The sequence below is a fragment of the Paraburkholderia sp. Ac-20340 genome, assembly GCF_017104965.1.
Lineage (GTDB): Bacteria > Pseudomonadota > Gammaproteobacteria > Burkholderiales > Burkholderiaceae > Paraburkholderia.
Window position 1 is genome coordinate 142,221 of sequence record NZ_JAAGPR010000008.1, and the last position, 24,280, is coordinate 166,500.

Annotated in this window: 22 protein-coding genes and 2 tRNA genes; 13 read left to right on the top strand and 11 right to left on the bottom strand. The window is 63.5% G+C overall.

The window, feature by feature from the left end; genetic code table 11:
- Positions 1-57: 57 nt before the first annotated feature.
- From htpX to def, 4 genes are all read right to left on the bottom strand, one after another.
- Entirely contained in the window at positions 58-915 is an 858-nt protein-coding gene (htpX, locus tag G3N59_RS13305; RefSeq protein WP_205983099.1) for a zinc metalloprotease HtpX, read from the bottom strand.
- A 124-nt stretch (positions 916-1,039) separates the two neighbouring features.
- The gene (locus G3N59_RS13310) at positions 1,040-1,687 is read right to left on the bottom strand and encodes a LysE family translocator (RefSeq protein ID WP_205983100.1); all 648 of its coding nucleotides are present in this window, start codon (positions 1,685-1,687) and stop codon (positions 1,040-1,042) included.
- 161 nt (positions 1,688-1,848) lie between these two features.
- Positions 1,849-2,847 carry a methionyl-tRNA formyltransferase gene (gene fmt / locus G3N59_RS13315; protein WP_205983101.1) on the bottom strand — a complete coding sequence of 333 codons (999 nt, stop codon included), beginning with the start codon at positions 2,845-2,847 and terminating at the stop codon, positions 1,849-1,851.
- Positions 2,848-2,898: 51 nt separating this feature from the next.
- Entirely contained in the window at positions 2,899-3,402 is a 504-nt protein-coding gene (gene def / locus G3N59_RS13320) for a peptide deformylase (protein ID WP_205983102.1), read from the bottom strand.
- 299 nt (positions 3,403-3,701) lie between these two features.
- Between def and dprA the strand changes: the two genes are divergently transcribed.
- The 3 genes from dprA (at position 3,702) to G3N59_RS13335 (ending at position 8,272) form a co-directional block, all read left to right on the top strand.
- Positions 3,702-4,886: a DNA-processing protein DprA gene (gene dprA / locus G3N59_RS13325; RefSeq protein ID WP_205983103.1), complete on the top strand. Its 1,185-nt coding sequence runs from the start codon at positions 3,702-3,704 to the stop codon at positions 4,884-4,886.
- A 67-nt stretch (positions 4,887-4,953) separates the two neighbouring features.
- On the top strand, positions 4,954-5,331 hold the full coding sequence (locus G3N59_RS13330) for a thioredoxin family protein (RefSeq protein WP_205983104.1): 378 nt from the start codon (positions 4,954-4,956) through the stop codon (positions 5,329-5,331).
- A gap of 271 nt (positions 5,332-5,602) precedes the next feature.
- Entirely contained in the window at positions 5,603-8,272 is a 2,670-nt protein-coding gene (locus G3N59_RS13335) for a DNA topoisomerase III (protein WP_205983105.1), read from the top strand.
- Between the two features lie 140 nt (positions 8,273-8,412).
- On the opposite strand, the gene G3N59_RS13340 is transcribed toward G3N59_RS13335, so the two are convergent.
- Positions 8,413-9,537, bottom strand: coding sequence for a LysR family transcriptional regulator (locus tag G3N59_RS13340; RefSeq protein WP_205983106.1), 1,125 nt, complete (start codon positions 9,535-9,537; stop codon positions 8,413-8,415).
- Between G3N59_RS13340 and G3N59_RS13345 the strand changes: the two genes are divergently transcribed.
- Complete coding sequence (locus G3N59_RS13345) at positions 9,536-9,694, top strand: hypothetical protein (RefSeq protein ID WP_205983107.1); 159 nt, start codon at positions 9,536-9,538, stop codon at positions 9,692-9,694. The genes G3N59_RS13340 and G3N59_RS13345 overlap by 2 nt on opposite strands.
- 221 nt (positions 9,695-9,915) lie before the next feature.
- On the opposite strand, the gene G3N59_RS13350 is transcribed toward G3N59_RS13345, so the two are convergent.
- Positions 9,916-11,766: a phosphoenolpyruvate carboxykinase (GTP) gene (locus tag G3N59_RS13350; RefSeq protein WP_205983108.1), complete on the bottom strand. Its 1,851-nt coding sequence runs from the start codon at positions 11,764-11,766 to the stop codon at positions 9,916-9,918.
- Positions 11,767-12,235: 469 nt separating this feature from the next.
- Between G3N59_RS13350 and G3N59_RS13355 the strand changes: the two genes are divergently transcribed.
- Positions 12,236-13,249 carry a D-2-hydroxyacid dehydrogenase family protein gene (locus G3N59_RS13355; RefSeq protein ID WP_205983109.1) on the top strand — a complete coding sequence of 338 codons (1,014 nt, stop codon included), beginning with the start codon at positions 12,236-12,238 and terminating at the stop codon, positions 13,247-13,249.
- Positions 13,250-13,330: 81 nt separating this feature from the next.
- Here G3N59_RS13355 and G3N59_RS13360 read toward each other — a convergent pair whose 3' ends face one another.
- Positions 13,331-14,212, bottom strand: coding sequence for a patatin-like phospholipase family protein (locus G3N59_RS13360; protein ID WP_205983110.1), 882 nt, complete (start codon positions 14,210-14,212; stop codon positions 13,331-13,333).
- A 35-nt stretch (positions 14,213-14,247) separates the two neighbouring features.
- Positions 14,248-14,652 carry a PaaI family thioesterase gene (locus G3N59_RS13365; RefSeq protein ID WP_205983111.1) on the bottom strand — a complete coding sequence of 135 codons (405 nt, stop codon included), beginning with the start codon at positions 14,650-14,652 and terminating at the stop codon, positions 14,248-14,250.
- A gap of 282 nt (positions 14,653-14,934) precedes the next feature.
- Here G3N59_RS13365 and G3N59_RS13370 point away from each other — a divergent pair.
- Positions 14,935-15,010 (top strand) — tRNA-Lys (locus G3N59_RS13370).
- Positions 15,011-15,124: 114 nt separating this feature from the next.
- On the opposite strand, the gene G3N59_RS13375 is transcribed toward G3N59_RS13370, so the two are convergent.
- On the bottom strand, positions 15,125-15,412 hold the full coding sequence (locus G3N59_RS13375) for a hypothetical protein (RefSeq protein WP_205983112.1): 288 nt from the start codon (positions 15,410-15,412) through the stop codon (positions 15,125-15,127).
- A gap of 267 nt (positions 15,413-15,679) precedes the next feature.
- Here G3N59_RS13375 and G3N59_RS13380 point away from each other — a divergent pair, with 267 nt between their 5' ends.
- On the top strand, positions 15,680-15,997 hold the full coding sequence (locus tag G3N59_RS13380; protein WP_205983113.1) for a hypothetical protein: 318 nt from the start codon (positions 15,680-15,682) through the stop codon (positions 15,995-15,997).
- 22 nt (positions 15,998-16,019) lie between these two features.
- Here the strand turns inward: G3N59_RS13380 and G3N59_RS13385 are convergent, their stop codons facing one another.
- Entirely contained in the window at positions 16,020-16,217 is a 198-nt protein-coding gene (locus G3N59_RS13385; protein WP_205983114.1) for a hypothetical protein, read from the bottom strand.
- A gap of 331 nt (positions 16,218-16,548) precedes the next feature.
- Here G3N59_RS13385 and adh point away from each other — a divergent pair, with 331 nt between their 5' ends.
- The 3 genes from adh (at position 16,549) to G3N59_RS13400 (ending at position 19,163) form a co-directional block, all read left to right on the top strand.
- Positions 16,549-18,069, top strand: coding sequence for an aldehyde dehydrogenase (gene adh, locus G3N59_RS13390; RefSeq protein ID WP_205983115.1), 1,521 nt, complete (start codon positions 16,549-16,551; stop codon positions 18,067-18,069).
- Positions 18,070-18,168: 99 nt separating this feature from the next.
- On the top strand, positions 18,169-18,549 hold the full coding sequence (locus tag G3N59_RS13395; protein ID WP_205983116.1) for a DUF779 domain-containing protein: 381 nt from the start codon (positions 18,169-18,171) through the stop codon (positions 18,547-18,549).
- A 134-nt stretch (positions 18,550-18,683) separates the two neighbouring features.
- The gene (locus tag G3N59_RS13400; protein ID WP_205983117.1) at positions 18,684-19,163 is read left to right on the top strand and encodes a GyrI-like domain-containing protein; all 480 of its coding nucleotides are present in this window, start codon (positions 18,684-18,686) and stop codon (positions 19,161-19,163) included.
- Between the two features lie 383 nt (positions 19,164-19,546).
- On the opposite strand, the gene rtcR is transcribed toward G3N59_RS13400, so the two are convergent.
- On the bottom strand, positions 19,547-21,157 hold the full coding sequence (gene rtcR, locus G3N59_RS13405; protein WP_205983118.1) for an RNA repair transcriptional activator RtcR: 1,611 nt from the start codon (positions 21,155-21,157) through the stop codon (positions 19,547-19,549).
- A gap of 337 nt (positions 21,158-21,494) precedes the next feature.
- Here rtcR and G3N59_RS13410 point away from each other — a divergent pair.
- From G3N59_RS13410 to G3N59_RS13420, 3 genes are all read left to right on the top strand, one after another.
- Positions 21,495-21,567 (top strand) — tRNA-Cys (locus G3N59_RS13410).
- Positions 21,568-21,825: 258 nt separating this feature from the next.
- Complete coding sequence (locus tag G3N59_RS13415) at positions 21,826-22,962, top strand: slipin family protein (protein WP_205983119.1); 1,137 nt, start codon at positions 21,826-21,828, stop codon at positions 22,960-22,962.
- A 75-nt stretch (positions 22,963-23,037) separates the two neighbouring features.
- A complete protein-coding gene (locus tag G3N59_RS13420) occupies positions 23,038-24,261 on the top strand; it encodes an RtcB family protein (RefSeq protein ID WP_205983120.1) in 1,224 nt (407 codons plus the stop codon).
- Positions 24,262-24,280 lie beyond the last annotated feature (19 nt).

The following is a 24,280-nucleotide window of genomic DNA, read 5'->3' on the forward strand; positions in this document are numbered from 1 at the left end:
TGCCCTTTCGATCGGCTTGATTCAGCCTTATTCAGCCTGTTCTGGCCCGGAGGTGCTTCAGTCGAAGCGTCCGGTGCGGGCCATCTCCATCAAGCGCGCGATGCGCTCTTCGGTGGCCGGGTGCGTCGAGAACAGATTCGCAATCGCGCCGCCCGACAGCGGATTCATGATCATCATCTGCGCCGTGGCCGGATGCTGCTCGGCGGCCGGGAACGGGATGCCCTGGGCGTAGCGATGAATCTTGTCGAGCGCCGAAGCCAGCGACTGCGGATCGCCCGAAATCTGCGCGCCGCCACGATCGGCTTCGAATTCGCGCGCACGCGAGATCGCCATCTGGATCAGCGCGCCTGCAATCGGCGCGAGCAGCGCAACGGCGATGCCGGCGATCGGGTTGGACGGACGGCCGTTTTCGTCGCGGCCGCCGAAGAACATTGCGAAGTTGGCGATCGCCGAAATCGCGCCGGCCATGGTCGCCGATATCGTCGAAATCAGGATGTCGCGGTGCTTCACGTGCGCCAGTTCGTGCGCCATCACGCCGCGCATCTCGCGCTCGGACAGCACGCGCAGGATGCCGGTGGTCGCGGCCACGGCGGCGTGCTCGGGATTGCGGCCCGTGGCGAAGGCGTTGGGCGCGTCTTCGTTGATCAGGTAGACGCGCGGCATCGGGATATTCGCGCGCGTGGCCAGTTCGCGGACCATGCGGTAGAACTGCGGCGCCGTGGTTTCGTCGACTTCCTGCGCGTTGTACATGCGCAGGACCATCTTGTCCGAGAACCAGTACGAGAAGAAGTTCATGCCGAGCGCGATCAGCAGCGCCAGCATCATGCCGCTGCGCCCGCCAACCATGCCGCCGATGGCGATGAAAAGGGCCGTAATCGCGGCCATCAACATCGCGGTTTTGACCCAGTTGAACATGTTCTTTGCTCCTTCACCCATCAAGAATCGAATCGGTCATCGAAACGCCGCTGTCCCAACCGTTGTGACAGCGAGCGCATTGTAAGCGATTTGTTAGATATGGGCGGATCGGAAAAATTCAATCTCAGCGCGTGCTGGTCGCGAGCTTCAGACCCAGCCCGACGAATGCCGATCCCACCGTGCGGTCAAGCCACTTCTTGATGCCCGGCTTGCCCGAAACACGTTGCGTGACGCTGCCAGCAACCCACGCGACAAAGCAGCTCCAGACCGTGCTCATCGCCACGAACGCCGCACCGAGTGTAAGGAAAGCCAGCGTCTTGTGCGAACTCGTCACGTTCACGAACTGCGGGAAAAACGAGACAAAAAACAGCACGACCTTGGGGTTCAGCACGTTGGTCCAGAAGCCCGAAAGGAACAACTGGCGCAGCGGGCGCGACTGGCTGGCCACGGCGGCGCTGGCTGGCGCGGCGGGCGTAGCTTGCGTCTGCTTCGTGAGAATCAGCCGTACGCCGAGATAAACGAGATAACACGCGCCCACGAGCTTGATGACCGTGAAGGCCGTCGCCGATGCCGCCAGCAGCGCGGTCAGGCCGAACGCACAGGCCAGCGTGTGCACGCAGCAGCCCGCCGAAATTCCCAGTGCCGACACCAGCCCGGCGCTGCGCCCTTGCGCGACGCTGCGCCCGACGATGTAGGCCGTATCCGGGCCCGGCGTGACGTTCAAAAGGAACACAGCGGCGAGGAAAAAGCCGAAATGGGTAATGCCAAACATGACGATCTCTGCAAAAACGACTCGGTACGGGGTGCGAGCCGTCGTATGCAAGATCTTGCAGTGGTCTCGACACCCTTGCCGATTCTAACGCGCGCCGTATGACGCGCGTTACCTGGCCGAATGGCCGACTGGTGGGGGTTTCGGTCAGCGTTTAAGCTGGCTCAAGCCGTCGGGGTTTCGGTCAGTGCAAAACACTGGCCGGCCGTCAGCGGCATGCCGGCGAGGAATTCACGCGCGGGCAGGCGCTTGCCGCCGGGTTTTTGCAGCTGCGTGAAGCGCAGCGCGCCTTCGCCGCAGGCCACCACCACGCCAGCCGGCGAAACATCGAGGATCTGGCCCGGCGCGGCGTGCGCAGGCACGCTCACGTCCTGCGCCACTTCGGCGGCCCAGAGCTTGATGAGCGCACCGTCCAGCGTGGCCGCGCCGCCCGGGAACGGGTCGAATGCGCGAACCTGGCGCGCCAGCACGCCGGCAGGGCGGCGGAAATCCAGCGCAGCTTCGTGCTTGCCAATCTTCCCGGCGTAAGTCACGCCATCGGCGGGCTGCGGCGTGATCGGCAACTGGCCGGTGCGCTCGAGCTGGATCAGCCAGTCCACCACGAGTTGCGCGCCCAGATTGGCGAGTCGATCGTGCAGCGTCGCGGTTGTGTCGGTGGGCGTGATGGGCGTGCGCACTTCGGAGATCATCGGGCCGGTGTCCAGGCCCGCATCCATCTGCATCAGCGTGATGCCGGTTTCCGAATCGCCGGCCTCGATCGCACGGTGGATCGGCGCGGCGCCGCGCCAGCGCGGCAGGATCGAAGCGTGGATGTTGATACAGCCGGACGGCGGAATGTCGAGCACTTCCTGCGGCAGGATCAGGCCGTAGGCGGCCACCACCATGACGTCGTGCGGCGTTGCATTGAGCAGGTCGAGCGCGGCGCTCGCCTCTTCCGGGTACTTGCCCGCGCGGCGCAGCGACGTGGGCTGCGCGACCGCAATGCCATGCTCTTCGGCGTAGCGTTTGACGGGGCTCGCCTGCAGCTTCATGCCGCGACCGGCAGGGCGGTCCGGCTGGGTCAGCACGAGCGGCACGGGAAAGCCCGCCTCGTGGATCGCGGCAAGCGCGGCGGCGGCAAATTCCGGCGTACCGGCAAAAATCACGCGAAGGGAATGGCTCATGGGCACGGACAGATCAGCAAACGAACAAGGTACAGGCGTGGCGCACGGGCATTACATCGCGCGTTCGAGCTTCTTCATCTTGCTCTTGATGCGCGTCTGCTTGAGCGACGACAGATATTCGACGAACACCTTGCCCAACAGGTGATCCATTTCGTGCTGGATGCACACGGCCAGCAGGCCTTCGCAGTCGATTTCGAAGCTTTCGCCCTTTTCGTTGAGGGCGCGCACGCGCACTTTTTCCGCGCGCTCGACTTCGTCATAGATGCCCGGCACCGAAAGGCAGCCCTCTTCGTGGATCTCGCGTTCCTTGCTCGACCAGACGATTTCCGGGTTGATGAAGACCTGGAGTTCGTCGTGCGAATCGGACACGTCGATCACCACGACGCGCTCGTGCACGTCCACCTGGGTGGCCGCGAGACCAACGCCGGGCGCCGCGTACATGGTTTCGGCCATGTCGGCGGCGAGCTTGCGGATGCGGTCGTTGACGACCTCGACCGGCTTGGCGACCTTGTGCAGGCGCTTGTCCGGGTAATGAAGAATGTTCAGTAGAGCCATGGTTCGACAGGTTTCTCGTTGGGCGCCTCGGGGCGTGTGCTGACGTGTACTCACACGCGCGCTAGCCGTTCGGCCAGCTGGTCAGCCCCATGCGGAAAACAGAAGATGTACAGACGATATACGGACAAAGCGGCCGGAATCAACGCACTGCAGATTGCAATCCGTTGCAATTCCTTGCATCGGCCAGCGCCATGCCAGCAGCCCGCCGTGACGATGCGTCACAGCGCCGCAAATGAATTTCGGATAGTGAAAATTTTAACACGACGGGCCAGGCTTCGCCCGCCGACGGAGAACCGCCCATGCCCGCTGCCCTGCCGCTCGCCGCCGACGAACTCGCCGCCTGGCTGCGCCTTGCCCATGCGCGCGGTTTGAAGCCCATCGCGCTGCGCGCGTTGCTTGGCGCATTCGGGTTGCCGCAGCAGGTGCTGGGCGCGCCGTTCGACGCGCTTGCGGCCGTGGCCGGGCGCGACGCCGCGCAAGCCGTGCTGGCGCCGCCGGACGCCGGTTTCGCGCAGCAACTGGCCAGCGTAGCAGCGTGGCGCGCGCAGCCGGGCAACGCGCTCGTGACGCTCGCCGATCCCGCCTATCCGCCACGCCTGCTGACGATGCCCGACCCGCCGCCGCTGCTTTACGTGAAAGGCCGGCTCGATCTTCTGCATGCGCGCAGTGTGGCTGTCGTCGGCAGTCGCAGCGCCACGCCGCAGGCGCTGGAAGACGCACGGCGCTTCGCGCGCACGCTCGCGGCGGCAGGCCTCGCGGTTGTTTCCGGCCTCGCGCTGGGCGTGGACGGCGCGGCGCACGAGGGCGCGTTGCCGGAGCGCGGCGGCACTGTCGCGGTCATCGGCACCGGCGCCGATCTGGTCTATCCGGCCGCGCATCACGCGCTCGCGAGACAGATCGCCGCACAGGGCGTGATCGTCACAGAATGGCCGCTCGGCACGCCGGCGCGATCGGCGAACTTTCCGCAGCGCAATCGCGTGATTTCGGCGCTCGTGGAGGGCGTGATCGTGGTGGAAGCGGCCATGCGATCGGGTTCGCTGATCACCGCGCGCCTTGCCAACGAAATGGGGCGCGATGTGTTTGCGCTGCCAGGCTCGATTCACGCGCCGCTCTCGCGCGGCTGTCATCGGCTGATCAAGGAAGGCGCGCAACTGGTGGAAACGCCCGAAGAAGTGCTCGAGGCGCTTGGGCTCGCACAGCCGGCGAAACCTGCGCGGCGGACCCGAGCCAAAGACACGCAAACACAGACGCAGACGCTGCCGCTGCCGCTGCCGCTGCCGCTTGCCACGCCTCCAACGCCGCTCGAAGCGCAGGCCGAAACCCTCCTCGCCGCCTTGGGCCACGCGCCCGCCACGCTTGAAATCCTCGCGCAGCGCACCGACATGGCCGAAGCGACGCTGCAAGCCACGCTGCTGCGCCTCGAACTGGCCGGCCACGTAAGCGCGCTGCCGGGCGGGCGCTACACGCGGGCCTCCCACTGCTAGCGCGCCGCCGTGTTACATTCGCGCCAAATGCACCGACTCTATATAGAAGAGACCGCAAGGAACCACCATGCCCGCGCTTGACCTCGACACCGATGCCGACCAGATCGCCGAGCGCGTCAGCAACAGCGACACGCTGTTCGTCGCGTGCCTGTGCGCCGAGTGGTGCGGCACCTGTCGCGACTATCGGGCGACATTCGACCGGATCGCCGACGCGCATCCGGAAATCTGCTTCGCCTATATCGATATCGAAACGCACGCCGACCGCTTCGACGATCTCGACGTGGAAAACTTTCCCACTATCCTGATCGAAGACAGCAAGGCCACGCGCTTTTTTGGCACCGTGCTGCCGCATGGCGCGGTGGTCGAACGCATGCTCGCCGACCTCACGGCGCTGCCAGGCGTGGCCGATGCGCCGAAGTTGCGTCCCGCGCTGCTCGAGGCCTGAAAACAGGCTACATACGAGCGATTCGGGCACGGGCCGCTGCACGTCCGGGCGCTTGCCCGCCAGCGCGCCGCGACAAGATGATTGGCGCCCTTACGACGGCGCCAAAACCGGTCCGCTGACAGCCTGGCCGATGACAAGAAAATCGCCGTCCGCGCGCCATGTGCTATAAAGCGGTCGTTAACGAGGCGCCCAACGGCGCGCCGGCCCAGCGGTCAAGCCAGACGGAATAACCGCGGGGCGCCAACCCGGATACACCCACACACAACCAGTCATGTCCAAAGCTCTGATCATCGCCGAGAAGCCATCCGTCGCGAACGACATCGCGCGCGCTCTGGGCGGATTTACCAAGCATGACGAGTACTACGAAAGCGACGACTACGTGCTGTCGTCGGCGGTCGGCCATCTGCTGGAGATCGCCGCGCCCGACGAGTACGAAGTCAAGCGAGGCAAATGGAGCTTCGCGAATCTGCCCGTCATCCCGCCCCACTTCGACCTGAACCCGATCGCCAAGAGCGAATCGCGGCTCAAGGTGCTCACGAAGCTGCTCAAGCGCAAGGACGTCACCGCTCTGATCAACGCCTGCGACGCGGGGCGCGAGGGCGAACTGATCTTCCGCCTGATCGCGCAGCACGCGAAGGCGAAGCAGCCGGTCCAGCGCCTGTGGCTCCAGTCGATGACGCCGCAGTCGATCCGCGACGGCTTCGCGAACCTGCGCAGCGACCAGGACATGCAGCCGCTCGCCGACGCCGCGCGCTGCCGCTCGGAAGCGGACTGGCTCGTGGGCATCAACGGCACGCGCGCCATGACGGCCTTCAACAGCAAGGGCGGCGGCTTCTTCCTGACCACGGTCGGCCGCGTTCAGACGCCAACGCTGTCGATCGTCGTCGAACGTGAAGAGAAAATCCGTCGTTTCGTGCCGCGCGATTACTGGGAAGTGCGCGCGGAGTTCGTCTGCGCGAGCGGCTTCTACGAAGGCCGCTGGTACGACCCGAAATTCAAGAAGGACGAGCACGACCCGGAAAAGCGCGACTCGCGCCTCTGGAGCCTGCCCGCTGCCGAGACCATCGTCGCTGCCTGCCATGGCCGCGAAGGAATCGTCACCGAGGAATCGAAGCCGTCCACCCAGCTTTCGCCCGCGCTCTTCGACCTGACGAGCCTGCAGCGCGAAGCCAACGGCCGCTTCGGCTTTTCGGCCAAGAACACGCTGGGTCTCGCCCAGGCGCTGTACGAAAAGCACAAGGTCCTCACCTATCCGCGTACCGATTCGCGCGCGCTGCCTGAGGATTACCTCAGCACCGTGAAAGAGACGATGGAGATGCTCAAGGAGAGCAACAACTACCTGCCGTACGCCAAACAGGCGCTCGACAAGGGTTGGGTGAAGCCGAACAAGCGCATCTTCGACAACTCGAAGATCAGCGACCACTTCGCAATCATCCCGACGCTGCAGGCGCCGAAGAATCTGTCGGAGCCGGAGCAGAAGCTGTACGACCTCGTCGTGAAGCGCTTCCTCGCCGTGTTCTTCCCGGCAGCGGAATACCGCGTCACCACGCGTATCACCGAAGTCTCGGGCCATCATTTCAAGACCGAGGGCAAGGTGCTGGTCGAGCCGGGCTGGCTGCAGATCTATGGCCGCGACGCGGCCGGCGACGACGCCAACCTCGTGCCGGTGAAGAAGGACGAGAAGGTCAAGACCGACAAGATCGCCGCGCATCAACTCGTGACCAAGCCGCCCGCACGCTACAACGAAGCGACGCTGCTTTCGGCGATGGAAGGCGCGGGCAAGCTCGTCGACGACGAAGAACTGCGCGAAGCCATGGCCGCCAAGGGTCTGGGCACGCCGGCCACGCGCGCGGCCATCATCGAAGGTCTGCTGGGCGAAAAGTATCTCGTGCGCGAAGGCCGCGAGCTGATTCCCACGGCCAAGGCGTTCCAGCTGATGACGCTGCTGCGCGGTCTCGGCGTGGAAGAACTCACCGCGCCGGAACTGACCGGCGAATGGGAATACAAGCTTTCGCAGATGGAGCGCGGCAGGCTCGCGCGCGATGCGTTCATGCAGGAAATCGCCCGCATGACGCAGACCATCGTGAAGCGCGCGAAGGAATACGACTCCGACACCATCCCCGGCGACTACGCGACGCTGCAAACGCCGTGTCCGCATTGCGGCGGGCAGGTGAAGGAAAACTATCGCCGCTTCGCGTGTACGAAGTGCGAATTCTCGATCTCGAAGATTCCGGGCGGCCGCCAGTTCGAAATTCCCGAAGTGGAAGAGCTGCTGCAGAACAAGACGATCGGGCCGCTGTCGGGTTTCCGGAGCAAGATGGGCCGTCCGTTTTCGGCGATCCTCAAGCTCTCGCTCGACGACGAGATCAAGAACTACAAGCTCGAATTCGACTTCGGCCAGGATCAGGGCGCGGAAGACGGCGAAGCGCCCGACTTCTCGCAGCAGGAAGCCGTGGGCGCCTGCCCGAAGTGCAAGGGGCGCGTGTTCGAGCACGGCATGAGCTATGTCTGCGAGAACTCGGTCGCCAATCCGAAGACCTGCGACTTCCGCTCGGGCAAGGTGATTCTGCAGCAGGAAATCGCCCGCGAGCAGATGGGCAAGCTGCTGTCGGAAGGCCGCACGGACCTGCTGACGAGCTTCAAGTCGTCGCGTACGGGCCGTAACTTCAAGGCTTTCCTCGTCAAGCAGCCGGACGGCAAGATCGGCTTCGAGTTCGAGAAGAAGGAACCGAGCGCGAAGACGGCGGCTAAAACCGCGGCGAAGAAGTCCGCGGCCACGGCAGATGCCGACGACGCGGCGAACGACGCAGCCAACGACGACGCAGCAGAAACGGCCAAAAAGCCGGCGCGCAAGACCGCTGCGAAGACCACGGCCGCAAAGGCCGCTCCGGCGCGTAAAACCGCCGCTCGCAAGACGCCGGCTCGCAAGACGGGTTCTTGATGTCTGCTTGATGTCTGCTTGATGTCTCGATGCAAGGGCTCGCCAGCGAGCCATGAGCACTAAAGAAAAAGGCGCAGCTTCTTTCGAAGCTGCGCCTTTTTTATCGTCTGAATGCGCGCCTGATGAGCGCGCAACGCAATTTACAGCGGCGAAATCGCCGAACTGCGCGTGCGGCCCGCCGATGCGCGGCCGGCCTTCGGCGCGCGTTCGGTTTCCACCGCGCTGCCGCGGCTGGAGTCGAGAAGTTCGTTGATCGGCTCGGCACCGTCGAAGGCTTCGGGCACCACCGGATGCGCTGCGCTATTGTGTGCGGCTGCGGAATCGGCAGGGCGCGCCTGGCCATCCTTGACCCACTGCTCGCCAAGCTGGCTGTTCGGCGTCTGGCTGAAGTGCTCGACCAGATGGTCGATGAACGTGCGCACCTTGGCCGGCAGATGGCGGCGGCTCGGGTACGCCACGTTGATCTCGACCTGCGGCAGGCGGTAGTCGCCCAGCAGACGCACCAGACGGCCGCGCGTCATGTCGCGCCCGATCAGGTAGCTCGGCAGGATCGCAATACCCATACCGAGCAGCGCGAACTGGCGCAGCATTTCTGTGTTGTTGGCTACGATCACGTTGCTCGGGCGGACACGAATTTCGCCATCCGGCCCCGTGAACACGCGCTCGTCGCCCCAGTATTCCGATGGCAGCGACAGCGACGGGTGTTCCATCAGATGCTCGGGACGCGTGGGCGTGCCGTGCTTTTCCAGATACGCGGGCGTCGCGCAGACGGTCATGCAGCCGGTCGTCAGACGGCGCGTGACGATGCTCGCGCTACGCATCTGGCGCGCCGTCACCACGCCCAGATCGAAGCCTTCTTCGACCAGATCCACCTGACGGTCGACCAGCGTGACGTCGGGAATCACCTGCGGATAGCGCTGTGTGTAGGTTTGCAGCACCGGCGCGAGGTTGTGCAGGCCGAAGACCACGGGCGCCACGATGCGCAGCGTGCCCACGGGCTCGTGGTTGCGCGCCACGACCATCTGCTCGACATCTTCGAGTTCGTCGAGAATCTGGCGCGCGCGTTCGAGATAAACCTGACCGGATTCGGTGAGGGAAAGGCTGCGGGTCGTGCGGTTGAGCAGACGCGTGCCAAGCCGGCCTTCGAGGTCGGCGACGTGACGCGTTGCAACCGCATTGGAGATATCCATCGCCGAAGCGGCCCGGGCGAAACTGCCGAGGTCCGCCACTTTGACGAATACTCGCATCGACTGCAAATGATCCATGAGACAACTCCTGCGTGTTACTTGTCCGCCGAAAACCGGCGGAGGAAACCGGGAATTCTCCTACGACATCGGAATTCGTGCAGAAGTTGCCTCCACAGCGCTGAATTTCTTCAAAATTTTCGCTACTGTCACCGAATACGCAGCGCTGACACGCTGATTGTTTCCTGTGGCGAAACAATTTTGCGCAATGCAGCGTAGCGGCGGGCGTTTGCGAGCAGAAAACGCCTGCGATTTTTGCCGGAAATTACGGTATTAATTTGCCCCTAAAATAAAAAGGCCGCCTTCGAAGGCGGCCCTTTAAAACGTTCGCGCTCAATGACTTTCAATATTATGTAAGTGAGCGCTCACATTTACGTCATCGGCAAACTGGTTGGCGTTTTAAAACCGTCCTTCCAGCGCCGCACGCGCATCGCGCAACGCCTGCGGCAGGCCGTGCGAGAGCGTGTCGAACAGTTCGGTGTGGAGCGCGAGTTCCGCACGCCAGGCATCGGCATCGACGGAAATCACCTGGGCGAACTGCGCCGGCGTGAAGTCCAGACCGCGCCAGTCGAGGTCCTCATAGCGCGGCGATACACCGAACGCATGGCCCTCCCCTTCGGCCTGACCTTCGATGCGGCGCACCATCCACTCCAGCACGCGCATGTTTTCGCCGAAGCCCGGCCACACGAATTTGCCGTCCTCGCCCTTGCGGAACCAGTTCACGCAGAAGATGCGCGGCAGCGTCGCGCCGAGCTTCGTCAGGCGCTCGCCGACCTTGAGCCAATGACCGAAGTAATCGGCCATGTTGTAGCCGCAGAACGGCAGCATCGCGAACGGATCGCGGCGCACCACGCCCTGCTGCCCCGCGGCCGCAGCCGTGGTTTCCGAGCCCATGGTCGCCGCCATGTAGACGCCCTCGGTCCAGTCGCGCGCTTCGGTCACGAGCGGCACCGTGGTCGAGCGGCGGCCGCCGAACAGGAACGCGTCGATGGCCACGCCCTTGGGGTTTTCCCAATCCGGGTCGATCGACGGACACTGCGAGGCCGGCGCCGTGAAACGCGCGTTCGGATGCGCGGCCTTGCGGCCGGTTTCCTTCGCGATTGCCGGCGTCCAGTCCTCGCCTTGCCAGTCGATCAGATGCGCAGGCGGCGTATCGGTCATGCCTTCCCACCAGACGTCGCCGTCATCGGTGAGCGCGACGTTCGTGAAGATCACGTTCTCCTTGAGCGTCGCCATGGCGTTGAAGTTGGTCTTTTCGCTCGTGCCCGGCGCGACGCCGAAGTAGCCCGCTTCCGGGTTGATCGCGTAGAGACGGCCGTCCGCGCCGGGCTTGATCCACGCAATATCGTCGCCGATCGTGCTGATTTCCCAGCCGTTCATCGCGGCCGGCGGGATCAGCATGGCGAAGTTGGTCTTGCCGCACGCCGACGGGAACGCCGCCGCCACGTGATACTTGCGCCCTTGCGGCGACTTCACGCCCAGAATCAGCATGTGCTCGGCGAGCCAGCCTTCGTCGCGGCCCATCGTCGACGCAATGCGCAGCGCGAAGCACTTCTTGCCGAGCAGCGCATTGCCGCCGTAACCCGAGCCATAGCTCCAGATTTCGCGCGTCTGCGGGAAGTGGACGATGTATTTGGTCTTGTTGCACGGCCAGGCCACGTCCTGCTCGCCCGCCGCCAGCGGCGCGCCGACGCTGTGCACGCACGGCACATAAGCACCGTCTTCGCCGAGCACGTCGTACACCTCGCGGCCCATGCGCGTCATGATGCGCATGTTCACGGCCACGTACGGGCTATCGGAGAGTTCGACGCCGATGTGCGCGATCGGCGAGCCGAGCGGGCCCATCGAAAACGGCACGACGTACATCGTGCGCCCGCGCATCGAGCCGGCGAACAGGCCGTCCAGCGTCGCGCGCATTTCGGCGGGCGCCATCCAGTTGTTGGTGGGGCCGGCGTCTTCCTTCTTGTCCGAACAGATGAAGGTGCGGTCTTCCACCCGCGCCACGTCTGACGGATCGGAGCAGGCGAGATACGAATTCGGCCGCTTCTGCGGATTCAGACGGCGCATCGTGCCGCCATCGACCATCTGCTGGCACAGGCGGTCGTATTCCTCCTGCGAACCGTCGCACCAGACGATGCGTTCGGGCTGGGTGTGCGCGGCAACGCTTTGCACCCACTCCACCAGTTTTCGGTGGCGAACCCAGGCCGGCGCCTGCGCGGCGGCCTGTGCGGGGAAATCGGGATGATTCATCGAGTGTCTCCAACTGGGCTGATAAAAAATCGTTTCAGGCCCTTTTCGACGCTGCTGGCGAGAGGCGTAACTGCTGCGAGGCGACCACTTCGGGCACCTTGTTCCGCGCAGATGGGCAGATCGTCAAGGCCTTCTCAGCAAGGGGTTCGCAACCGTCTGTAAAGCGGCTTGCATCGCGGCCCGTCAAGCTGATAAAAGTGAAAAATTCTCGTTCAAACCGCATCCAGCCGTATTGAGCGCCGTCGCACGAAACGCAAATTGAGTGCCCGACTGCTTCATGTTTTTCATGGATTCCGTGCAACGAATGGCTCCCTGATATTCATACCAGCCTTCACGGCGCTGCATAGTGGGATAACCACCAGATGAACACCGTGTTGCACTGCGACGTACGGCCTCGCGGCGAGCTTTATCCCAAGTGCCACACCCGAATCGCTACACCCCGAATCGCTACACCTTTACCCAAGCTGCCATGAAAATTGCCATCCTTGACGACTACCAGGACGCCGTCCGCAAGCTCGACTGCTTTCAATTGCTCGCCGAACACGAGGTCAAGGTCTTCAACAACACGGTGCGCGGCCTCGGCCAGCTCGCCAGCCGCCTCTCGGAAGTCGAGGCGCTTGTCCTGATTCGCGAACGCACGCGCATCACCTCGCAACTACTCGACAAACTCCCGCATCTGCGCATGATCAGCCAGACGGGCAAAGCCGGTCCGCATATCGATATCGACGCCTGTACGGAACGCGGCATCGCGGTGCTCGAAGGCACGGGCTCGCCGGTCGCGCCCGCCGAACTCACCTGGGCGCTGATCATGGCGGCGCAGCGGCGCATTCCGCAGTACGTCGCGAACCTGAAGCAAGGTGCGTGGCAGCAGTCGGGCCTGAAAACCTCGGCGATGCCGCCGAACTTCGGCCTCGGTCAGGTGCTGCGCGGTCAGACGCTCGGCATCTGGGGCTACGGCAAGATCGGCCGTCTGGTGGCGGGTTACGGCAAGGCGTTCGGCATGCGCGTGATCATCTGGGGCCGCGAGCATTCGCTGGAAGCCGCGCGCGCCGACGGCTACGAAGCCGCCGCCAGCCGCGAAGCGCTGTTCGAGGAAAGCGACATCCTCTCGCTGCATCTGCGCCTGCACGACGACACGCGCGGCATCGTCACCCAGGAAGACCTCCTGCGCATGAAGCCGACTTCGCTGCTCGTCAACACGAGCCGCGCGGAACTGCTGGAAGAAAACGCGCTGCTGGGCGCGCTGTCGCACAACCGCCCGGGCATGGTCGCCATCGACGTGTTCGAAAGCGAGCCGATCCTGCAGGGCTACAGCCTGCTACGCATGGAAAATGTGATCTGCACGCCGCATATCGGCTATGTGGAGCGCGAGAGCTACGAGCTGTACTTCGGTGCGGCGTTCCGCAATATCCTGGCGTTCGATGCGGGCGATCTTTCGCACGTGGCGAACCCGGAAGCGCTGCAGGGCGGCCGTCGCAAGTAAAGTAAGCGATCGCCCTTGCATGACAAAAAGGCGGCCCGGTTTTCACACCGGGCCGCCTTTTTTCGTGCTGCCGCGCTCTTCTCAAGCGTGCGACGCCGCCTCGAACACATCGGACACGCGCTCGATAAAGCGCTGACCGTCCTCGTAGCCGAGGTTGTAGGCGTGCTGCATCTGCTGCGGGCTGGTGTAGTCCCAGCTCGAAATCGGCACCTTCGCCGAAGGCTGGATGTAGAGGCGCTGCTGCTCGCCGCCCGCCTGCGTGCGGTGCTTGACCACGAACATCTGCGGACGCGGATACAGCCGCGTAACCATCACCAGCACGCGGCCCGGCGTATCGTCGAGCGCGCCCACGGGCACGTTGTCGACCATGCCGCCGTCGAGCACCGGCCGGCCGTTACGGCGCAGCACCGGCGTGAACGGCGGCGTGCACGACGACTGCAGCACCAGATCGGCGAGATCGTCGACGCGCTCGCAGGCCTGCGCCGTCACGAATTCCGGATAGAAGCCGAGCTTCTGGCCAAGCGTGGGATGCAGTGTCTTGCGGATGTGCTTTTCGATGTTGTACGCGATCAGCCCCGCCGCCACCGCACTGCGCGCGCCGAGCCAGCGCGGCACATGCGACACGCCGATGCGGATCTCGGGCGCGTCCTGCAGCTTGCCGAACTGCGGCCCGTAGATGTCGAGCAACGCCTGCCGATAGATACGGTAATGCGGAAACACCGATTCGCTGCGCAGCAGATTGCCCCAATAGGCGTTGCGCTTGTTGTGCTTGAGCGCTTCTTCGTAATACTGCATGACCCACTGCGAATCGCGCGTGTAGATCATGCAGGCGGTGGCCGCGCCCGCCGAAATGCCCGTGATCACGCGCGGACGGATCTGCAGTTGCGGCTGCACGACGTCCCAGAATCCCGCCTGCCACCAGCAGCGGTTGCCGCCGCCGGCAAAGACAACCTGATCGAACATGTCCTCGTCTCGTTGCGAATGCTGAACGCGATAGCTTAGTCGAGCAACGCGTAAGTCGAGGTGGCGTGAACCGCCATCCGACCGTCTTCGTCGTAGAGTTCTATTTCGCCGAACACCAGATTGCGGCCCATGCGCAGCACGCGCGCCGTGATCGTCACGTCGCCCTTGCGCACCGCGCGCATGAAACTGGTATTGAGCGCGACGGTGGTCATCGGCTTGAATTCGCCGAGCGCCGCCGAAATCGCGACGATCATCGCCGTATCGGCCGCCGCCATGAACACCTGACCGCAGATCACGCCGCCCGAGTGGCGCAGCTCGCCGGAGAACGGCAGGCGCAGGGTGGCGCGCTCGTCCGTGACCTCGACCGGCTTCAAGCCGAGCGCCTTCACCCACGGCGCCAGCACGCGCTCTAGCAGCGCGTCGATTGCCTTATCGTCCATCGTCTGTTGCCTGTCCTTGCTTGTCTCGTACTTATTGGGATTGTGTGCCGCGCGACGTGGGCCGCAGCGCCAGCGGCTGTGTGCGCACATGATACCGGCAGAAATTGCCGATGGCGGATCGAGGCAGGGAAAGCGCGCAGGAGTGGGGCGACGGGTTGGGGTTTTCGCGGGCCGCGCAGGCCGCCGCCAGGAGGCGAAAACCGCCCACCGAAGTTTTTTTAGGAATTTTGCGAAAAGGTCTTGCCAAGACTCAAAACGACAGGCATAATCTTTCTTCTGTTGGGGGCGTTAGCTCAGTTGGTAGAGCAGCGGACTCTTAATCCGTAGGTCGAGTGTTCGAGTCACTCACGCCCCACCAGCGAATTCATGTAAAAAGCCCGGTCTTCTGACCGGGCTTTTTGCTTTTCCGCGCGACCGTGACCGCTACGCCACTCCGCGCGCGCAAGGCGGCTCGCCGCCGTTCACGTCAGATTCAAACCGCCGCCGGCGCGCGATCTTCGCGACGCGTGCGCACCACCATCCGCTCGACCTTCCTCGGTTGTGGCATCCAGCGTCCAAGCGACTCGAAGCCGTCGAGCTGGCGCAGCATCGTATCCACCGTCGCCAGTTGCATATGCGTGAGGTGGTTCTGCCGGAGCAAAGCGTGCAGCCGCCGGCGCCAATACTCGGGACCCATCACCGGTTCCTCGAAATTGCCCGCCAGCGATTGCGGCATCACGCGCGCGATGTGCGCGATTTCCTGTTCAACGAATGTCGTCATGGTCCAGCCCCCGGTGTCCGTTCGAAAGTCCTACAGTGTTTCTTATCGTATGACGTTACTGTAGGACGCCCGGCGGGCGTCGCCAGCCTACTCGATCAGATAGGGGGAATTTGGCGTTTCAGGACCGTCCTGGGCACGCGCGATGCTCGGGCGCACCGTCGGCCGCCGCAGTTGCACCTCGGCCGTTTTCGGACTGCTCCGATAGGTCTTTTCTGACGGAAATCAGATCATGACTCATCCAATGCACACTCCGAAGAGGCTGTAGTCATGCACGGTCATCCCACCGACAAACTCGTCGCCGGCGCAATCGTCGGCGGTGTTCTCACCGCACTGCTCGTCGTGCTGCTGGTCTGGCTCGATTTTCCGTCCGACCGCCACTACAGCGCGCCGTTGCGGCTGGCTGTGCCGGCGCTCATCTCCGCCTGCCTGCTGTTCCCGCGCCCGTTGCTGCACCGCACGGTGCTGCACGCGAAGCGCGATCCCAACCTGCTCGACGAAGACCTGAACCTGTTGCTGCTAGGCCGCCTGATGGGCCTCGTGGGCGGCATCGTGTTCGGCATTTCGCTCGCCTCCGAAATCCTGTGAGGACCGCGCAGGCGCGCGCCGATCAAAGGAACGGCTTGCCGTCGACCTGTTCGTAGACGGGCTTGCCGTCGTCGTCCTCGAACACTTCGAGGTAGTTGCGCGCGCCACACAGCGGGCAGCGGAACAGCGGCCCCTGGCCTTCGTTCTTGATGACCACTTCGTTTTGTTCCCACGGGGTGCCGCAAGACTGATTGCGGCAGATGAAGGTTTCTTCGGACATTGCAGATTCTCCTGGCTGTTACGGGTGCAAAGCCTACCGTATGCGCGCCCCGCGCGGCGGTTTTTTCCCATCGCATCGTCGCGGTGCTGTTCATTTTCTGAGCAGGGCCGCCGCACGCTGTTCCGCAGCGATACAGCCTGAGCGCTCCGCCTCGCGCTGTCTGGCGCTCAATCTCGACGCTTCGCGCCCTCCTTTCCCCGCTCAGGCCCGCCGCTGCGTGCCCGCAGCCCGATTGGCATGCTTCTGGCGTAAGCGTGCACCGGTCGCGCGCCTGCCGTTCATCGAGGCGCGCCCATCCATATCGACATAGAGCACAACGAGGAGCACGCAGATGAATCACGCGGACATGCAATTTCTGACGACCGAGTTCCCCTACAAGAAGCAGTACGGAAATTTCATCGGCGGCGAATGGGTGGCGCCGCTGGGCGGCGAATATTTCGACGACATCTCGCCGATCACCGGCCATGCGTTCACGTCGATTCCGCGCTCGCGCGAAGCCGACGTCGAACTCGCGCTCGACGCCGCCCACAAGGCCAAGACCGCGTGGGGCAAAACCTCGCCGGCCGATCGCGCCAACATCCTCAACCGCATCGCCGATCGCATCGAGCAGAACCTGCACAAGCTGGCCGTGGCCGAAACCATCGACAACGGCAAGCCGCTGCGCGAAACGCTCGCCGCCGATATCCCGCTTTCCGCCGATCACTTCCGCTACTTCGCGAGCTGCGTGCGCGCGCAGGAAGGCGGCATTTCCGAAATCGATCACGACACCGTCGCGTATCACTTTCACGAGCCGCTCGGCGTGGTCGGCCAGATCATTCCGTGGAATTTCCCCATCCTGATGGCCGCGTGGAAGCTCGCGCCCGCGCTGGCCGCCGGCAACTGCGTGGTGCTCAAGCCCGCCGAGCAGACGCCCGCGTCCTTCCTCGTGCTGGTCGAGCTGATCCAGGACCTGCTGCCGCCGGGCGTGCTCAACGTGGTGAACGGCTTCGGCCTCGAAGCGGGCAAGCCGCTGGCGTCGAACAAGCGCATCGCCAAGATCGCCTTCACCGGCGAAACCACCACCGGCCGCCTGATCATGCAGTACGCGAGCCAGAACATCATCCCGGTGACGCTGGAACTGGGCGGCAAGAGCCCGAACATCTTCTTCGCCGATGTGCTCGATCACGACGACAGCTATTTCGACAAGGCGCTCGAAGGTTTCGCGATGTTCGCGCTCAATCAGGGCGAAGTCTGCACCTGCCCGTCGCGCGTGCTGATCGACGAGAAAATCTACGATCGCTTCATGGAGCGCGCACTCAAGCGCGTGGCGGCGATCCATCAAGGCCATCCGCTCGACACGAAGACGATGATCGGCGCGCAGGCCTCGCAGGAGCAACTCGAGAAGATTCTTTCCTACATCGATCTGGGCAAGCAGGAAGGCGCGCAATGTCTGATCGGCGGCGAGCGCAATCCGCTGTCCGGCGAACTGGGCGATGGCTATTACGTGAAGCCGACGGTGTTCCGCGGCCACAACAAGATGCGCATCTTCCAGGAAGAGATTTTCGGGCCGGTCGTTTCCGTGACGACCTTCAAGACTGAAGAGGAAGCGCTGGAAATCGCCAATGACACGCTCTACGGTCTGGGCGCGGGCGTCTGGACGCGTGACGGCACGCGTGCGTATCGCTTCGGCCGCGAAATCCAGGCGGGCCGCGTGTGGACCAACTGCTATCACGCTTACCCGGCGCATGCGGCGTTTGGCGGCTACAAGCAATCGGGGATCGGCCGCGAAAACCACAAGATGATGCTCGATCATTATCAGCAGACCAAGAACCTGCTGGTGAGCTATAGCGACAAACCGCTCGGCTTCTTCTAAGCGCGTTTCAGGCACGGGCAACATCGAGGGCGTCGCATCGTGCGGCGCCCTGCTCGTTTCTACTTTCCGCTTCTACTTTTTAGTCCGGAGGATCGCGACATGGTCGAACGCGTCATCGCCACTCCCGCCGCACTCGCGCTGATCGAACAACTCGCGCGCGAGCATGGCCCCTTGCTCTTTCATCAATCGGGCGGCTGCTGCGACGGCAGCGCGCCGATGTGCTTTGCCATCGGCGAATTCATGGTCGGCAATGCCGATGTGCAACTCGGCGAGATCGGCGGCATGCCGTTTTATATGACCGAAGCGCAGTTCGAATACTGGCAGCACACGCAACTCATCATCGACGCCGTGCCGGGCAACGGCGGCATGTTCTCGCTGGAGCGGCCTACCGGACTGCGTTTTCTCACGCGCTCGCGGCTCTATGACGACGAGGAAAACGCGTGGCTCGAAGCGCATCCCGTCGCGCGCGTCAGCCTTTGAAGGACGGCTGCGTCGATCCGGCCAGGGAAAGAACGTTGCGCGAGACGCGGTGATATCGTGAAACGCATCCCATGCGCCTTCGCGCGCCCGCCCCTGCGCGGCCCGAAGCGGCCGCCGAATCTGGAGACGCCATCATGCAAGACCGCGATGTGAAACTCGTCACGCTGGAGCCGATGGATCTGCTCGCTGTCGGTCACGTAGGTCCGTATATGAAGATCGGCGATGCTTTCTACACGCTTGCGCAGTGGCTGAGCGAGCGCAATGTGCGCACGGCGGGCGCGAGGATGGTCGGCGTCTATTACGACGATCCGAACACGGTGGAGGCGTCGAAGCTGCGTTCCAAGGCCTGTCTGCATCTGGGCGAGGAAACCGATGTGGAAATCCTCTCGCCGGTCGAGGCGTTGCAGTTGCGCGGCGGCGCGCATGCGCTGGTGCTGCACAAAGGGCCGTACCAGGGACTGCAAGAAGCGTGGATGTGGTTCTACAACGAGGGATTGCAGAAGCTCGGCCGTCAGCCGGATTTTTCGGCGCCGTCGTTCGAGGTGTATCTGAACACGCCCGATGAAGCCGCGCCGGAGGATCTCAAGACCGAGCTTTATATTCCGCTCGTCTGAGGGCGCGATTCGCTGAACGCACGAAGTACGCGACGAAGCCGCTGGGAGGTTATCCAGCGGTTTTTGCGTTTACGCGAATGGGCTTTAGGGTTTTAAGATTTATGTATACGTAAACGTAGTAATAGTTAACAAGCCCCTGGGTAATCTGTGGATAACCGGGGAAAACCATTGAGTAAACAAGGCTGTGGAAAATTCATAAGTCTGCGGGCGTAAACGGGAAAATTCCCGGCTGCCTGGGACAACTTTTCCACAGTTTTTCCAGGTGCAAAGTTATCCCCGATTCGTGCACAGCGAATTCCTGGGGTTGTCCGCGGGTTATCCGCTGGGTGGTGTGGATAAGCGGTGTGGGTCGCGCAGGCGCCAGGAAGCGGCGCCTGCGTCGCTTAATTTTCGGCGGCCAGCGCGCGTTTCAGGCCTTCCCATTCGAGCCCGAAGCGCGCCAGATATTTGCGCAGGCGGTCCGCGTCGTTCGGCTGTTTCTTGCTTTGCCTCGATACGGCAAAGAGCGTGCGCCCCGCTTCGGACAAGCTCGCCGACACGCGGCACACATCGAGCACGCGTTCGAGTTGCACGCGGTCGAACAGGTCGATTTCCGTCGATTGCGCGCCCAGCACGGCATCAACGAGTTCTTGTTCTTCGCGCTCGCCCGTCCACGTGCGGGCAAGCCGCTCCACTTCTTCTTCGGCGATCGATTCGGTGATGCGGCCGGCGTCGGCGAGCGTCGCCATGCGTGTGATCGAAGCCGATAGTTCGCGAAAATTGCCCGCCCATGCCGCGCGTGGGGACGTCGCGAAAGCCAGGAAACGGCGCTTCGCTTCGACATTGAAACGCACCTGTTCGCCCTGCTCGCGCCCGAAGCGATCGAGCTCGAAGTCGAGATTCGGCTCGATATCTTCGCGACGCGCGGCAAGTCCAGGCAGCGCGTAGGTCCACAGGTTGATCCGCGCGTAGAGATCCTCGCGAAACGTGCCGGCCGCCACCATCTGCCGCAGATCGCGATGCGTGCCGGCGATCAGTTCGAAATCGCTCGTCACTTCCCCATCGGCGCCGACAGGGAAAAAGCGCTTCTCCTCGATCGCCTTGAGCAGCATCGCCTGTTCGTCCAGACCGAGTTCGCCGATTTCGTCGAGAAATAGCAGGCCGCCGTCCGCTGCGCGCAGCAGACCGGCGCGGGCCGTCTGCGCGCCGGTGAACGCGCCTTTGATGTGGCCGAAAAGCGTCGACATGGCCGCGTCGCCGCGCAAGGTCGCGCAGTTGACTTCGATAAACGGCCCGGCAAGCCGATGGCGCGCGCGCTTGAGTTCGTAGATGCGCTTCGCGAGAAATGACTTGCCCGCGCCGGTGGGTCCAACCAGCAGCATCGGCGCACGTGAGCGCACGGCTACGCGTTCGAGCTGTGCGATCAGCGCATTGAACTGCGCGTTGCGTGTGGCGATGCCCGCCTTGAGAAACGACACGGTTTCGTCGCGTTCGCGCGTGAAGCGCTGCGCGATGCGGTTGTAGCGCGACAGGTCGAGATCGATCACCGAAATCGTGCCGGGCCCGCTTGGACCTTCATCGGTGCGTTGCGGCGGCCCGGTCTGCACGAGTTGTGCAGGCAGATAGCGCGCTTCCGCGAGCAGGAACCAGCAGATCTGCGCGACGTGCGTGCCGGTCGTGATGTGGATCAGATAGTCCTCGTGCTCGAGGTCGAACGGGTAGCCGCGCGCGTAATCGTGCAGCGTCGCGTAGACCTCCTCGAAATCCCACGGATCGCCGATCGACAGCGGCGTGAGGCGCACCTCCGTATGCGGCGAGAGCCGCGCGAGATCTTCCTTGATGCGATTCGCCAGCCGCTCGTAGTCCGGCGGATGCAGCAGTTCGAGCCGGTCGATTGGCCATTCGGGTTGCGAACAGAGCGAAATCGTGGGGCGCCACTTCTCCCAGCGGCGCGGTGGGCGCCCGCCCTGATCGAGCACGATGCCGAGGAAACCGATCGCAACAGTCTTGCGCATGTTTATCCAGAAAGATAAGAGCCGATCCGATTGTATCGATATCCGGCGAATTCTCGTTGTGATCGGTCGCCGCTCTGGCGCGTACAAAAAATAAATTACTTCACTAATTCAAGGGTTTGCGAAATTCTGCAGACGAGAGGGGCAGCACTGGCACGCTCCTCGCTAAATAGAGTGCAGCCTGATGTCCCGCTGACCCACGAGCCAAGGTTCAAACGCCTTACTGGTGCGCCGCCGCCGAATCGCTTCGTCGCGGCAGCGCATGCCGCCATGGACAGACGACGGCCTGGGGCGCGCACGGGTGTGCTTTGTTCGGGTTCGAATCCCGGAGCGTCCACCTTGTTCGATAGCTCGACCTGGTAGAGCTGCCGGCGCAAGCCGGACGGTAGCGGGTTCGAATCCCGCTCGAACGCTGTCCGCAAGGGCAGATTCTCGATAAGCAGTACCCGCCGGTGCGGGCCGTGAGGCCCGCCGCGCGTCGCACCGGTTGCGACGCCGCGCGAACGGCCGGGCGGCCGAAGTGGCCAGCGTAGACAGATACGACGAAGTCAGCAGTGAGACATCGCCGCATCGGCCATCGCGAGTCCTTCGCTCCGCTCACCCGTTCGCGTCGCGTCACGATCCGTGCGGCGCGCGCCAACTGGCCCTGAACAAACAATAAGGACAACGATATGTGGATGCGTCATGTAGTGAAAAAGAACGAACGCGCGCTCTTGATGAACGAAGGCGATTTCGTGAAAGTGCTGGAACCGGGTGTGTTCCGCGCTTTCGATCCGTTCAAACGGCTCTCGGTGCAGACCGCGCAACTCGATGCGCCGCTCGCCGACGCCGCCCTCGCCGACTGGCTGCGCCGCGATGCGCAGGATGTGCTCGCGCAGCACTTCGTCGCAATGGATCTCGCCGACGATGAAGCGGGCCTGCGCTATGCGGACGACGTGCTCGTCGAGATTCTGCCGCCTGGCACGCGCCGTCTGTACTGGCGCGGACTCGTCGAGCATCGCCTGGAGCGCGTGGATTTCGCGCAGCACGGCGAGCTGGCCGCGGCGCTCACGAAACGGCTGATGCAGCCTGCACTGCGCGCGCGTGGCATCGCCGGCCTGAATGGCGTGCTGCTCGCACAGGTGCCGGCGTTCCACGTCGGCGTGCTGAAGATCGACGGCAAGATCGAACGGCTGCTCGACGCAGGGGTTTCGTCATTCTGGCGCTTCGGCCGCGATGTGGCAGTCGAACTCGTCGATCTGCGGGTGCAGGCGCTTGAAGTGGGTGGGCAGGAAATCCTGACGCGCGACAAGGTCGCGCTGCGCCTGAATCTGGCCGCGACGTGGAGCTACGCGGACGTGCTGCGCGCCTTCGGGCAGTTGCAGAAGCCCGCCGATCATCTTTATCGCGAGCTGCAATTCGCGCTGCGCGCGGCCGTGGGCACGCGCTCGCTCGACGAGCTGCTCGAAGACAAGCAGATGATCGACGAGGTGGTGATTGCACAGGTGCGCATGCGGCTCGCGGATTCGGGGCTGGAGATCCGTAGCGTCGGCGTGAAAGACATCGTGCTGCCGGGCGATATGAAGACGATCCTCGCGCAGGTGGTCGAGGCGGAAAAGGCGGCACAGGCCAACGTGATCCGCCGCCGCGAGGAAACGGCTGCGACGCGCTCGCTGCTGAATACGGCGAAGGTGATGGAAGAAAACCCGACCGCACTGCGGCTCAAGGAGCTGGAAACGCTGGAGCGTGTGGCGGAACGGATCGACCGTATTTCGGTGTTCGGCGGGCTCGATCAGGTGCTGAACGGACTTGTCAGCATCAAGGCGTGAAAACGTACAACATGGAAGCAGCGATAGCGGCGCACGCATGCCGCTCATCGCGCAATAAAGCATCAGGTGAATGACATGAGTGAACTCGATTATCAGGTGATGGAACTGGCGAACGGCAAGCCGGTAAAGATGTGGACGAACGGCGTGGCGCTCGAGGAAGAAGCGCGCACGCAACTGCGCAACACGGCGCAGATGCCCTTCGTTTTCAGCCACATCGCGGTGATGCCGGACGTGCATCTGGGCAAAGGCTCGACGATCGGCAGTGTGATTCCCACCCAGGGCGCGATCATTCCGGCCGCGGTAGGCGTGGATATCGGCTGCGGCATGATGGCCGCGCGCACGACGCTCACGGCCGCCGATCTACCGGACTCGCTCGCGGGCCTGCGCGGCGCAATCGAGCGCGCGGTGCCGCACGGGCGCGCACCGGGACGCCGCGATCCGGGCGCGTGGGGCAACCGCGCGCCGGCTAATGTGGACGCCATGTGGAAAACGCTCGAGCCGGGCTTCAAGCGCATCGTCGAAAAGTATCCGAAGCTCGCAAAGACCAATCACTACACGCATCTCGGCACGCTGGGCACGGGCAATCACTTCATCGAAGTCTGTCTCGACGAAAGCGAGCACGTCTGGTTCATGCTGCACAGCGGCTCGCGCGGCGTGGGCAATGCGATCGGCAGCCTGTTTATCGAATTGGCGCAGCAGGATATGCGTCAGCACATTGCGAATCTGCCGGATCGCAATCTCGCGTATCTGCTTGAGGGCAGCCAGCATTTCGACGATTACGTCGAAGCCGTGGGCTGGGCACAGGATTACGCGCGCCAGAACCGTCAGGCGATGATGGATGCGGTAATCGATGCGGCGCGTGCGGTGATCGGCAAGGCGTTCGAGATCGACGGGCATGCGGTGAACTGTCACCACAATTACGTGCAGCGCGAACGTCACTTTGGCGAAGATGTGCTGGTGACGCGCAAGGGCGCGGTATCGGCGCAGAAGGGACAACTGGGGATTATTCCGGGCTCGATGGGCGCGAAGAGTTTTATCGTACGAGGCCTCGGTAACGCGGACAGTTTCTGCTCGTGCAGCCACGGTGCGGGACGCACGATGAGTCGTACCGAAGCGAAGCGCCGCTTTACCGTCGCGGATCAGGTGGCGGCGACGCAAGGCGTCGAATGCCGCAAGGATGCGGGTGTCGTCGACGAAATTCCGATGGCCTACAAGGACATCGACGCGGTGATGGCGGCGCAGCGCAGTCTTGTCGAAGTCGTCCACACGCTGCGTCAGGTGGTGTGTGTAAAAGGATAAGGACAAGAATCAGGAGTCA